This window comes from Kitasatospora sp. NBC_01266 (assembly GCF_036242395.1).
GTDB lineage: Bacteria > Actinomycetota > Actinomycetes > Streptomycetales > Streptomycetaceae > Kitasatospora.
Genome location: NZ_CP108458.1, coordinates 1956510 through 1968039, shown reverse-complemented (window position 1 = coordinate 1968039; position 11530 = coordinate 1956510). Strand labels below are relative to the sequence as shown.

The 11530-nt window shown below is 73.1% G+C and carries 12 protein-coding genes; 7 read left to right on the top strand and 5 right to left on the bottom strand.

Features of this window, described 5'->3' with window-relative positions; translation table 11 throughout:
* Positions 1–116 precede the first annotated feature (116 nt).
* Positions 117–827: a GntR family transcriptional regulator gene (locus OG403_RS08040; RefSeq protein ID WP_329562649.1), complete on the top strand. Its 711-nt coding sequence runs from the start codon at positions 117–119 to the stop codon at positions 825–827.
* A 172-nt stretch (positions 828–999) separates the two neighbouring features.
* Positions 1000–1596, top strand: coding sequence for a Uma2 family endonuclease (locus OG403_RS08035; RefSeq protein ID WP_329562648.1), 597 nt, complete (start codon positions 1000–1002; stop codon positions 1594–1596).
* Positions 1597–1604: 8 nt separating this feature from the next.
* Here OG403_RS08035 and OG403_RS08030 read toward each other — a convergent pair whose 3' ends face one another.
* Positions 1605–2324: an ABC transporter ATP-binding protein gene (locus tag OG403_RS08030; RefSeq protein ID WP_329562647.1), complete on the bottom strand. Its 720-nt coding sequence runs from the start codon at positions 2322–2324 to the stop codon at positions 1605–1607.
* Positions 2325–2350: 26 nt separating this feature from the next.
* Positions 2351–3424 (bottom strand): ABC transporter permease, encoded by a 1074-nt coding sequence (locus tag OG403_RS08025; protein ID WP_329562645.1) that lies wholly within the window; start codon positions 3422–3424, stop codon positions 2351–2353.
* 204 nt (positions 3425–3628) lie between these two features.
* On the opposite strand from OG403_RS08025, the gene OG403_RS08020 reads away from it, so the two are divergent.
* Both OG403_RS08020 and OG403_RS08015 read left to right on the top strand, forming a co-directional pair.
* Complete coding sequence (locus OG403_RS08020) at positions 3629–5146, top strand: sensor histidine kinase (protein ID WP_329562643.1); 1518 nt, start codon at positions 3629–3631, stop codon at positions 5144–5146.
* Positions 5143–5781 (top strand): response regulator transcription factor, encoded by a 639-nt coding sequence (locus OG403_RS08015; RefSeq protein WP_329562641.1) that lies wholly within the window; start codon positions 5143–5145, stop codon positions 5779–5781. The genes OG403_RS08020 and OG403_RS08015 overlap by 4 nt, the downstream gene beginning before the upstream one ends.
* A 149-nt stretch (positions 5782–5930) precedes the next feature.
* Here OG403_RS08015 and OG403_RS08010 read toward each other — a convergent pair whose 3' ends face one another.
* Positions 5931–6851: a hypothetical protein gene (locus tag OG403_RS08010; protein WP_329562639.1), complete on the bottom strand. Its 921-nt coding sequence runs from the start codon at positions 6849–6851 to the stop codon at positions 5931–5933.
* A gap of 222 nt (positions 6852–7073) precedes the next feature.
* Here OG403_RS08010 and OG403_RS08005 point away from each other — a divergent pair, with 222 nt between their 5' ends.
* Together OG403_RS08005 and OG403_RS08000 are read left to right on the top strand one after the other, a co-directional pair.
* Entirely contained in the window at positions 7074–8120 is a 1047-nt protein-coding gene (locus tag OG403_RS08005; RefSeq protein WP_329562638.1) for a nitronate monooxygenase, read from the top strand.
* A 377-nt stretch (positions 8121–8497) separates the two neighbouring features.
* A complete protein-coding gene (locus tag OG403_RS08000) occupies positions 8498–9256 on the top strand; it encodes a GNAT family N-acetyltransferase (RefSeq protein WP_329562636.1) in 759 nt (252 codons plus the stop codon).
* Between the two features lie 81 nt (positions 9257–9337).
* On the opposite strand, the gene OG403_RS07995 is transcribed toward OG403_RS08000, so the two are convergent.
* Positions 9338–9754 carry a PPOX class F420-dependent oxidoreductase gene (locus OG403_RS07995; RefSeq protein WP_329572175.1) on the bottom strand — a complete coding sequence of 139 codons (417 nt, stop codon included), beginning with the start codon at positions 9752–9754 and terminating at the stop codon, positions 9338–9340.
* A 13-nt stretch (positions 9755–9767) separates the two neighbouring features.
* Positions 9768–10127 carry a hypothetical protein gene (locus OG403_RS07990; protein ID WP_329562634.1) on the bottom strand — a complete coding sequence of 120 codons (360 nt, stop codon included), beginning with the start codon at positions 10125–10127 and terminating at the stop codon, positions 9768–9770.
* A gap of 214 nt (positions 10128–10341) precedes the next feature.
* Here OG403_RS07990 and OG403_RS07985 point away from each other — a divergent pair, with 214 nt between their 5' ends.
* Positions 10342–11529 (top strand): hypothetical protein, encoded by a 1188-nt coding sequence (locus tag OG403_RS07985; RefSeq protein ID WP_329562633.1) that lies wholly within the window; start codon positions 10342–10344, stop codon positions 11527–11529.
* Position 11530: the final 1 nt, after the last annotated feature.

Genomic DNA, 11530 nt, shown 5'->3' with positions numbered 1-11530 from the left:
CCTGACCCACCGTCAAGGGGCATGATGGTGGGTCACACCTGGGGGTGTGACCCACCCAGGGGCCAGTCAAAACGTGACATTGTACGCTGGTGCTCCGCACCTTCCGGAGGACCGCAGTGACCGAGCCCAAGCCCCGCCCCCTCATCTCCGTCCAGGAACGCCTGCGCGACCAGGTCGCGCACGCGCTACGGGCCGCGCTGATCTCCGGTGAACTGCGCCCCGGTGTGGTCTACTCCGCTCCCGCGCTGGCCGCCGACTTCGGGGTCTCGGCCACCCCGGTGCGCGAGGCGATGCTGGACCTGGCCCGCGAAGGCCTGGTCGAGGCGGTGCGCAACAAGGGCTTCCGGGTCACCGAGATGACCGAGCGCGACCTGGACGACTTCACCGAGATCCGCGCGCTGATCGAGGTCCCCACCGTCGGCCGGGTCACCCGCAGCGCCACCCGCGATCAGCTGGAGGCGCTGCGCCCGGTCGCCCAGGAGATCGTCGCCGCCGCCCGCCGGCACGACCTGATCGGCTACCTGGAGGCGGACCGCCGCTTCCACCTCACCCTGCTCGGCCTGGCCGGCAACGCTCACCTGGTCGAGGTGGTCGGCGACCTGCGCAAGCGCTCCCGCCTCTACGGCCTGACCCGCCTCGACCAGCGCGGTGAACTCGTCTCCTCCGCCGAGGAGCACGTGGAACTCCTGGACCTGATGCTGGCCGGCGACGCGCCCGCTGCAGAGGCCTGCATGGCGCGCCACCTCGGCCACATCCGCTCGCTCTGGGCGGAAGGCCAGGAGGAGAACGAGGAGGAGAAGCCCGCCCTGCGACTGGGGCAGCGGTAGCGGTAGTGGTAGCGGATCGGGTGGCGTGGAGCGGGGAGCGGCATCCGGTAGTGGCATCCGGTAGTGGCGGGGCGACGGACTCGTTCGGGTGAACGGGCGGGCTTCGCCTCCCGCAGGGTGGTGGCGGCCTACGATGATGACATCGATTCATGGCCCCGACCGGAGGTCGCCGATGTCCGCCGCCGCTGCAGAGCACCCGCTTCATCAGCCGTCGCTGCTTGAGCTGGCCGAGCGGATCTCCCGGGACTTCGAGGGCTGTCGCGTCGAGATCATCGGGAGCCAGCTCATCGTGTCGCCCCCCGCCGACGGCTCGCATGCCGAGTCGCTGACCGACCTCATGGTGCCGTTTCTGGCAGCGGGCCTGCATGGCGAGCAGGCACGGGTGTTGCAAGCCATCGGACTCTGGCTCCCGGACGGTCCGTCTGACTACGTCATCCCCGACCTCGCGGTCGTCGACGCGGACTACCGAGACCACCTGGCCGAACACGGCTGCTACGAGCCCGCCGTCTTCCGGCTCGTGGTCGAGGTCACGTCCGCCAACCACCGTATGGATCTCATGGCCAAGCCCACGGTCTATGCGGGCGCCGGCATCCCCGTCTACATGATCATCGACCGCAGGAACCGCCGGGTGCGGGTACTCACCGATCCGCAGGGCGGCGAGTACCGGGTCCACGCCGTTCACCACCCCGGGCAGTCCTTCGAACTCCCTGGATCCATCGGGGCGTTGGTGAAGCTCGAGGTGGACGGCATCCTGGGCCCCGAGGTCTGACCCTTGGACTAGCGCTCGGTCAGTCGGCCGTCCGCCATCTCCAGTACGCGGTCCACGCCGCCCAGCAGTGCGCGGTCGTGCGTCACCATGACCGTCGCCGTCCGGTGCAGCCGGGTGACCTCGGCCAGCAGGTCCACGATCTGGGCGCCGCGTTCGTGGTCCAGGGCGGAGGTGGGCTCGTCCACCAGGAGGACGGCGGGTTCGCCGAAGAGTGCGCGGGCGATGTTGACGCGTTGGCGTTCGCCGCCGGAGAGCTGGTGGGGGCGGCGGCGCTGCTTGGCGGGGTCGAGGCCGACGGAGGCGAGGAGCTCTTCGGCGCGGGCGCGGGCGCGGGCCCGGGCCCGGGTGGGGTGTTCGCCGCGCAGGTCGGTGAGGACCAGGAGCTGCTCGATCGCGGTGAGGGAGGCGAGCAGGTTGGACTGCTGGAAGACGATGCCCAGGTGTTCGCGGCGCAGGGCGGTGCGGGCCCGGTCGGAGAGGGTGCCCGCGTCCTGACCGCTGATCAGGACCTGGCCGCGGTCCGGGCGCAGCAGGGTGGCGGCGACCGCGAGCAGGCTGGACTTGCCCGAGCCGGAGGGGCCGACCACGGCGGTGAACTCGCCCGGCGCGACCTCCAGGGAGATCTCGTCCAGGGCGGTCAGGCGCTGCTCGCCGTCGGGGTAGGTGAGGGTGACCCCTTGCAGGGCCAGGCCGGTGCGGGTACGCGGCGTGGTGAGGGTGGTGGGCATCGGCTGGCTCCTCATCGGTTGGCGCTTCATCGGTTGGCCCCGAGGGCGGCGATCGGGTCGACGGAGGTGATCCGGCGCACCGCGAGCACGGCGCCGAGCAGGCCCAGCAGGACCATGGCGGTGACCGGCACGACGACGCTGGACGGGCTCAGGTCGAAGGGCACCCCGGCGGAGGCGACCGCTCCGCCGATCGCGCCCGCCGCTCCGCCGAGCAGGGCACCGGCCAGCAGCACCACGGCGGCTTGCGCCAGGGCGTCCCGGACCAGGTAGGCGCTGCTCGCGCCGACCGCCTTGAGGACCGCGATGTCGGGCTTGCGCTGCACCGTCCAGACGGTGAAGAAGGCGCCGACCACCAAGGCGCTGACCGCGAACAGGAAGCCCTGGATCAGTTGCAGGCTGCCTTGCTCGGCCGAGTAGCCGTCGATGCCGGCCAGCGCGTCGTCGACCGTGACGGCCTTGGTGTTCTGGGCCCGGTCGAGGGCGCCGAGGTCGGCGCCCGGGCCGGTGGTGATCGCCAGGGCGGTGGGCCGGCCCTGGCCGCTGAGCGCCTGCCAGGTGGACAGGGTGGTCCAGACGGTCGGCGCGTGGGCGTAGGAGCGCTGGTCGGTGATCGCGCTGACGGTGAGGGTCTTCGGCCCTATCCGGACCTGCTCGCCCACGGTCAGGTGGTTGTCGGCGGCGGTGTCGGCCCCCACGGCGACCTGCTCGTCGCTCGGTGCGCTGCCCGAACGCAGCGAGGGCAGCAGCGCGCTGGGGACACCGAGCACGCTGACCGAGGCGGCTGTGCCGTCGGCTGTCAGCCGGGTCATCGACAGGCCGAACGGCTCGACCGCGGAGATGCCCGGGCCGCCGGCCCAGCCGGTCTGCTGCTCGGCCGAGATGGTGCTGGAGCTGAACGAGACGGTCGCCGCGGCACCGGCCGGCGCGCCGAAGACGATCCGGTCGGCCGGCAGCCCGGCGACCGTGGAGGAGGACGCGGAGGCCAGCCCGCCGGTCAGTCCGTAGAGGAAGACGACGAGGGTGGTGATCAGCGTGACCACCGCGCCCATCAGGGCGAAGCGACCCCTGGCGAAGCGGATGTCCCGCAGGGCGACGAACATGGCAACCTCCTTCGGTGGTGGCGGACGGCGGCCTCGGGGCGACGGCCGGTTGATGACGTCCTCAACTCTGTCGGGCCGTGCCCGGCTTGCCATCGCCGAGAGGAGCGGCTTCCTCGCCGTTCGCTCGGTGGAGGCGGGAATCCATCGAACGGTTGGTGCCGCAGCGCATGGCCAGGCCCGGTCATGCCCGTACCCTCGGAAGGCGTGAGCCGCCTCAACCACCCCGCCCCCGGCCGCGCCGGACATTCCGCGAGCACGCCAGCCCTGCGGACGATGAACGTCGCCCTGCACGGGCTCTTCTTCGCCCTGCTGGCCGCGCTGCTGCTGCGCGGTCTGCTGGTCGGTGAGCTGAGCCACGGTGGCCCGGGCCTGGCCGGCCTGGTCCTCGCGCTCGTGCTCGGTGCCGCCTACGCGGTCGGCGGCCGGGTCGAGCGGGTGCGCACCGACCGGCGCTGGGCCGGCGGCTGGCTGGCCGCCGTGGTGCTGCTCTGGACGGCGCTCACCCTGCTGCATCCCGAGTTCTGCTACCTCGTCTTCCCGCTCTACTTCGTCTGCCTGCACCTGCTGCCGGTGCGCTGGGCGGTGCCCGCCGTGCTCGCGCTGACCGGCATCGTGGTGGCCGGTCAGGCCGGCACCGAGGGCGGGCTCAGCACGGCGAAGGTGCTCGGCCCGCTGGCCGGCGCCGCGGTCGCACTGCTCACCGCCTACGGCTACGCAGCGCTCTATCGGGAGAGCCGCGCCCGTCAGCACCTGATCGAGGATCTGGTACGCACCGAGAGCAAGCTGGTGGCCAGCCAGCGTGAGGCCGGGCGGCTCGCGGAGCGTCAGCGGCTGGCCCGGGAGATCCATGACACCCTCGCCCAGGGGCTGTCCAGCATCGTGATGCTGGCGCGCGCGGCGGAGGCGGCGCTGCCCGCCGATCCGCAGGCCGCCGCCGAGCGGATCGGCGAGGTGGGCCGTACCGCCGCCGAGAATCTCGCCGAGGCCCGCCGCTTCGTCCGGGCGCTGACCCCGCCGGCGCTGGACGACGCCACCCTCGCCGAGGCGCTGCGCCGGCTCTCGGCCGGGCGCGGCGCCGTCTTCCATCTCGACGGCGAGCCCTACCCGCTGCCGGTGGAGGCCGAGGTGGCGCTGCTGCGGCTCACCCAGGAGGCACTGGCCAACGCGGTACGGCACGCTGCGGCCGGCCGGATCGCGGTGACTCTCAGCTACCTGGATGACGAGGTCACGCTCGACGTGTTCGACGACGGTGTGGGCTTCGACCCCCGGGAGCTGGCCGACCCGACCGGCACCGGCGGCTTCGGCCTGCACGGGATGCGGGAACGGATAGAGGCCCTCGGCGGCAGCCTCACGGTCGAGTCCGCTCCGGGTGAGGGCACGGCGGTGGCGGTCTCGCTGCCGCTCGGCGAGCTCCCGTCGGCCGGTTTCGCGGTGGACGGTCTCCCGGCTGATGGTTTCCCGTCGGACGGTCTCCTGGGGGACGGCCTCGCGGTCGACGCTCTCGTGGCGGACGGCAACGGTGCGGCAGAGTCCATCGCGGACGGCTTCGACCCGCGCGGCCTCGGTCCGGACGGCTTTGACCCGGACGGCTTGCGGACGGACGGCTTCGGCACAGCCGGCGGGGCCGGTCGCCGGGAGAAGTACGCGCCCGCCGCGTTCATCGCCTCCGGGCTGATCGTCGAGCCGTTCACTCCCGACCACTCCGCGGAGGGCAGGCGATGATCCGGGTCCTGCTGGTCGACGACCACCCCGTGGTGCGGCGCGGCCTGCGCGCCATGGTGGACGAACTGCCCGAGCTCTCAGCGGTCGGCGAGGCCGGCGACGGCGCCGAGGCACTGCGCCTGCTGGAGGCTCTGCCCGGCCCCGAGCGGCCCGACGTGGTGCTGATGGACCTGCAGATGGGCGCCGGCATGCACGGTGTCGAGGCGACCCGGCGGATCAACGCGCTGCCCGACCCGCCCGCCGTGCTGATCCTGACCACCTACAGCACCGACGCCGACATCCTGGCCGCCGTCGAGGCCGGCGCGACCGGTTACCTGCTCAAGGACGCCCCGCCGCAGGAACTGGTCGCCGCGGTGCGGGCGGCTTCGCGGGGCGAGACGGTGCTGGCCCCGCCGGTGGCGGCCCGGCTGCTCGGGCGGGTCCGGGCCGGCCGTCCCACCCTGTCGCCCCGGGAGGCCGAGATCCTCCAACTGCTCGCCGAGGGCCTGGCGAACCGTCAGATCTCCAAACGCCTCTTCATCAGCGAGGCCACCGTCAAGACCCACCTGGTGCACATCTACGAGAAGCTCGGCGTGGACAGCCGCACCGCCGCCATCGCGGCCGGCCTGAGCAGCGGCCTGATCCGGGCCAGCTGAGGTCGGCCGGCGGAGCGGCCGCTCTGCCGGCTCGGCAAGCACGAGCAGGGAGAGCGGCCCCGGGACGTTCAGGTCGGTGCCAGGCAGGTCGCCGCCGTTCGGGTCGCTGCCGTCGGGTCGCCGCCGTTCGGGTCGGCGGGTGCGGCTGATCAGCAGACGGGGATCAGCACGGTCAGCGTGAACTTGTGCGGGGCCGGGTTGTCCGACGCCTCGTAGGTGACCGTCACCAGGATGCTCGTTCCCGGTGTCGCGTTCGGGTCCACCTGGAGGGCGAAGCCCCGGTTGCCCTGGGCCCAGGTCGCCTCGAGCTCGTCGTCGCAGGTGGCCGTGGTGCCGTCGGCCGAGATCGCGCACGGTCGGAAAGCGGGCGCGCTGCTCAGGAATCTGGAGCCGGGCGGCAGGGTGGCCACCACCTTGGAGGCCGCCGGGTAGGGGCTCGAGGGGCCGAGATTGCGCTCCAGTACCTCGAAGTCGGCCGGGTTGCCGGGGCCGGCGGATTTGGGCGGACGGACCAGTTCGAGCACCGCGTCCGTCACCGGTGCCGAGACATCGAAGCTCCAGCTGGTCGAGTTGTCGGCCGGGTTCTGGCTCGGGTCCCAGGTCACCACGGCCGTCCCACCGCCGTGGCTGGCCGGCCCTGGCACGGTGCTGATCGTGTTGGCGAAGATCGTGTCGGTCTCGCAGCTGGCCGGCTTGAGGTTCTGCGCGACCGGGAAGCGGGTCCAGTTCCAGCCGCCGTCCACCGGACCCTCCTGGAACGGGCCTGGACGCAACGTGAGCCCCGGGTCGGGCGGGCCGTTGACCACCAGGGTGGCGGAGCTGGGAGTGTCGGTGCCGTTGTTGCAGATCGTCACCAGCACGGTGCCGACCGCGCCGGGGGCGGTCGGGAAGGACGGCGGGCTGACCTGCACGCTGAGGTCCTTGGCGAACGCCGAGCGGTGGGCGGCGGCGCTGCGGACGGCCGGTCCGTGGCTGGCGCCGTGCAGGCGGAAGATCGGGGTTGCCGAAGCCGTCTGGGCGAGGGGGAGGGGCAGCAGCAGGGCAGCCGCGAGGAGGGCGGGGGTCCGCATGGGTGGTACTCCGGTGGGGAGGGTGGGTGAACGTCATCGTTCGATGCGAAGCTACGCACAGCCACCGTGGCCCGGCCTGCGCAGTTAGTCCGCCCGGCGGCATGGGCGGTCGGTGCGGACGCGGAAATCGGTGCGGACGCGGAAGTCGGGGCGGTCGGTGCCGGCGGGGCAGGACAGGCCGGAGCGGCCGGCGGTGATCGCCACCGTCGTACAGTGGAACCCGTGTTCACTCTCGACGAGCTGACCCTGCCGATCATCGCCGCCCCGATGGCGGGCGGTGCCTCCACTCCCGAACTGGTCGCGGCCGTGAACGCCGCCGGCGGCCTCGGCTGGCTGGCCGCCGGCTACAAGAGCGCCGCCGCCATGACCGAACAGATCTCCGCTACACGCAAGTTGACCGACCGTCCGTTCGGCGTGAACCTCTTCGTGCCGGCCGCCAGTGACCCGGCCGCGCTCGCCGATCTGCCCGCCTACCGTGCCGAGCTGCTGCCCGAGGCGGAGCGCTGGGACATCGCACTGCCCGAGCGGATCACGCCGGACGACGAGGACTGGGCCGCCAAGATCGCCGCGCTGCTCGCCGACCCGGTCCCGGTGCTCTCCTACACCTTCGCCCTGCCGACCCGTCAGGAGGCGGACGCCCTGCGTGCGGTGGGGACGGCGCAGGTGGCCACGGTCACCAGCGTGGCCGAGGCCCTGGCGGCGGCCGAGCTGGGCCTGGACGCGCTCTGCGTCCAGGGACCCGAGGCCGGTGGGCACCGCGGCACGCACGCCGTCACCGCCGCGCCGGGCACCGAGCGACTGCTGGACGTTCCGCTGCTCGACCTGCTGGCCCTGGTGCGCGCCGCCGTCGACCTGCCGCTGATCGCGGCCGGCGGGCTCGGCGACGGCCCCCGGATCGCCGCCGCGCTCGCCGCGGGGGCCGCCGCCGTCCAACTCGGCACGTCCTACCTGCTCACCGACGAGGCCGGCACCTCCGCTCCGCACCGCGCCGCCCTGGCCGACCCCGCCTTCAGCGAGACCGTCCGCACCCGGGCTTTCACCGGCCGGGTCGCCCGCGGCCTGCGGAACTCCTTCACCGACCGGCACGCCGACCACGCTCCGCACGCCTACCCCGAGGTGCACCACCTCACCGCCCCGCTGCGGGCCGCGGCCACCGGGCGCGGGGACACCCAGCACATGCACCTGTGGGCCGGGACGGCGTTCCGCGAGGCGCGGCCCGGGGGAGCGGCGGAGCTGACGGCGCGGCTGTGGGCGAGCGCACAGCTCTGACCAGCATGACGAGGCGCGAAGCCCGGCGTGGCGCGGGGCGGGCCTTTCTCATCCCGGCCTCTTGTGAACTCTTGATCTTCATGCCAAAGTTGACCCCGTTGTGCAGCACGCATACACACCAGACAGAGGAATGAAGTCCATGATTCCGGCGCCCTTCAGCGGCCGCCGTCGGTACTGAGCGGTCTGCCTTTCCAGGCAGCGTCCGTCATCGAGCAGTACCACGCCCGTCTTCTCACGGCGGCCCCACGTGCGGTGCCCCAGGCATCGCGTCGGCTTCCCCCAGGTGGGACCGGCCCCGGCCAACTGCCGGGTCTGACAAGCATGCGCAGCTCACAGAGCGCGCTTCACCATGTCATCAACGTGAGGTCATCATCATCGTGGACACCAATGTCCAGAGCTTTGCCGTCGCCAACCTCCGTCGTCGCCCCGTGGTCATCGAGACCGGCGGCTTCGTCGTGGGGTTCGACCCCAGCACCACCAGCCCGTACATCAACTACGCGACCCCGCTGCCCGGCGCCGAGCCGACCGCCGAGGACGTCGCCGCGCTGATCGCGGCCTTCCGTGAGCGCGGACTCAAGCCGCGCCTGGAGTTCGCCCCCGACGCCGCGCCCGCCGTCCAACCCGCGCTGCTGGCAGCCGGGTTCACCGTCGAGGCGGTGCACGAGTACCTGGTCTGCACCCCGGCCACGCTGGCCGTCCCGCCCGCCGGACCCGGTACCCCCGTGGTGGAGACCCCGGCCACCGAGGAGGACTACACCTCGGTCGACGCGGCCCTCTCCGAGGCCTTCGCCGGTGAGTTCACCTCCTCCCCGGAAGGTGCGGCCCGCCTGCGCCGCACCCAGGAGATGGGCGGTGCGGTCCGCTTCGTCCGTTCCCCCGACGGAGGTTGCGCTGGTGGCGCGATGACCTCGGCCCCGGCCGTCGGCACGTCGGAGCTGGCCGGGGTCGGCACCCGCCCCGCCCACCGCGGCCAGGGCATCGCCGCCACCGTCACCGCTGTGCTGGCCGAGACGATGTTCGCCGGTGGGGCGGAGTCGGTCTGGCTGGAGTACTCGGGTGAGGGCTCGCGCCGGGTGTACGAGCGGGTCGGGTTCCGGCCGCACGGAACCCGGCTGTACATCTCGCTGGAGGACTGAGACAGCGGCGGCGCCGACGGTCACCGTCGGCGCCGCCGGCTCGTCACGGTGCCGGCCCTGGGCGTTCGCCGCGGTCGGAGCTCAGTCGGCCACGCCGCTCTGGGCGTTGACGCGGCCGATCCGTACCCGGACCAGCAGTTCGCCCGGCACGCCGTTGCGGGCGCCGTACTCCTCGGCCCGCTCCTCGCCCATGTAGCGCGCGGCGATCCGGGTGGCCCAGGCGCGCACCTCGGCGAGGTCCTCGCTCAGCTCGGCGCGGCCCTCGATCAAGGCGAAGGCGAACGGCGGCTGCTCGTCGTCGACGCAGAGCGCCACCCGGGGGTCGCGGGCCAGGTTGCGACCCTTGACGCCGGTGCGGGCGGTGTTGAAGACGATGTCCTCGCCGTCCAGCAGGAACCAGATCGGCGTCACATGGGGGCGCCCGTCGGCCCGTACGGTGGAGAGTTTGGCGGTGCGGGTGCCGGCGGTGAGGAAGGCGCGCCAGGCGTCCTCGGTCATGGTCGTCATGGGGTCAGCCGACGAGTTCCGCCGCGAAGACCGTCCCCAGCGGCTCCGGGCCGACGTACTGCTGGCAGTTGCACGGCCGGGCCTCGTACCGCAGGGGCTTGCGCTCGGCATCCCAGGCCGCCGGCGCCTCGACCACCTCATGGCACTTGCCCTGCTTGTCGTGCTTGGCCAGGTGATGGGTGCAGCCGCAGACGGGCTCGGGCGGCCGGGTGGCCGCGTCCAGCGTCAGTTGGCGGCGTTCGGCGGCCTCGAGCAGCTCGATCCTGCGCTGGTGCCGGGTCTTCAGCGCGGTCCGTACGGTGTCCTTGATCGAGTTGCCGCCGTACAGCACGGCCGGGATGAGCACCCAGAGCCAGCCACCCATGTCCTACGTCCCCCTTGGTTGTCCGGCCACGTAGTCTACGGCCGACCGAAGTGGGTTGCGCCCTACCGGCCGTGCCGGTACGACCGACGGCTGACGTCGTGTCATCTGACTTTCAGTATGATTCCCTGCTTTCGGCCTAGCGCGTGATGCCGTTCGGCGCAACTCCTCGGCGTCCGGTCGAGCAGGGTCGGCGCCGGACCGTACCGTCACGTGCATGACCGACTACGCGCTCGATCCGCATTCGGGGCTGCCCGCCGCCGGGTTGGCGACGGCGGCGCCGCTGGGCCGGGCGCGCCGGTGGGCCCGCGAGTTGGCGCCGCCGCTGCTGCTCTACGGTGCGGTCTGCGCGCTCCAACTCGCCCTGCTCGCCGTGCTGCACCGGCCCGGCACGCTGCCGATCGGGCGGTTGCTGCTGAGCTGGGACGGGCGGCTCTTCCTGGAGGTGGCCGAGCACGGCTACCCGGCCGCCGGGGCGCCGCGGGACGCGAGCGGGGCCTGGCTCGGCAGCAATCTGGCGTTCTTCCCGCTCTACCCGGCGTTGGTCCGCCTCGCGCACCTGCTCACCGGGTTGAGCTTCGGGGACGCGGCGCTGCTGGTCTCGCGCCTCTCGGGGGCGCTCGCCGCGGTTCTGCTGCACCGGCTGGTCGCTCGGCTGTACGACCGGCGGACCGGGTTCTTCCTGCTGGCCCTGGTGCTGGCGCAGCCGATGGCCGTGGTGCTCGGGATGGCCTACAGCGAGTCGGTCTTCCTGGCCTGCGCGGTGGGCGCGCTGCTCGCCGCGCACCGCGGTGCCTGGCGCGCGGCGGCACTGTGCGGGGTACTGGCGGGGCTGACCCGGCCCAGCGGGCTCGCGGTGGGGCTGGCGGTCGTCCTGGCCGCAGTGCTGACGATCCGTCAGGGATGGTCCTGGCGGCCGCTGCTCGCGGCGCTGATCGCCTGCTCGGCCACCCCGGGGTACCTGCTCTGGGTGGGCCTGCGCACCGGGCGGCTGGACGGCTGGTTCCGGATCCAGCAGGCCGGCTGGGGTGCCGAGTTGGACTGGGGGGCGCACAGTTGGGACTACATCACCGACCAACTGGCGGGCGGCACCGGGTGGGTGGACGTCAGCGTCGCGCTGCTGGTGGTCGCGGCACTGGTCGGCTGCCTGCTCGCGCTGCTCGGGCGTCCGTGGCCGCCGATGGCGCTCTACGGGCTGCTGGTGACGGGGCTGGCGGTCGGGCAGAGCGACTTCTCCTCCTGCAAGCCGCGCCTGCTGGTGCCGGCGCTGCTCTTCCTGCTGCCCGCCGCCCGCGCCCTCGCCGCGGCCCGCCCGCGCACCGCCTGGCCGCTGGCGGGGGCGGCGGTGCTGGCGGGGAGCTGGTACGGGGCCTACCTGCTGACGGCGTGGCAGGCGGTGGTCTGAG

Coding starts and splice junctions, on each gene's coding strand:
- OG403_RS08035 (WP_329562648.1), top strand. CDS start 1,000: ATGTCCGCCGCCGCTGCAGAGCACCCGCTTCATCAGCCGTCGCTGCTT.
- OG403_RS08030 (WP_329562647.1), bottom strand. CDS start 2,324: ATGCCCACCACCCTCACCACGCCGCGTACCCGCACCGGCCTGGCCCTG.
- OG403_RS08025 (WP_329562645.1), bottom strand. CDS start 3,424: ATGTTCGTCGCCCTGCGGGACATCCGCTTCGCCAGGGGTCGCTTCGCC.
- OG403_RS08015 (WP_329562641.1), top strand. CDS start 5,143: ATGATCCGGGTCCTGCTGGTCGACGACCACCCCGTGGTGCGGCGCGGC.
- OG403_RS08010 (WP_329562639.1), bottom strand. CDS start 6,851: ATGCGGACCCCCGCCCTCCTCGCGGCTGCCCTGCTGCTGCCCCTCCCC.
- OG403_RS07995 (WP_329572175.1), bottom strand. CDS start 9,754: ATGACCGAGGACGCCTGGCGCGCCTTCCTCACCGCCGGCACCCGCACC.
- OG403_RS07990 (WP_329562634.1), bottom strand. CDS start 10,127: ATGGGTGGCTGGCTCTGGGTGCTCATCCCGGCCGTGCTGTACGGCGGC.
- OG403_RS07985 (WP_329562633.1), top strand. CDS start 10,342: ATGACCGACTACGCGCTCGATCCGCATTCGGGGCTGCCCGCCGCCGGG.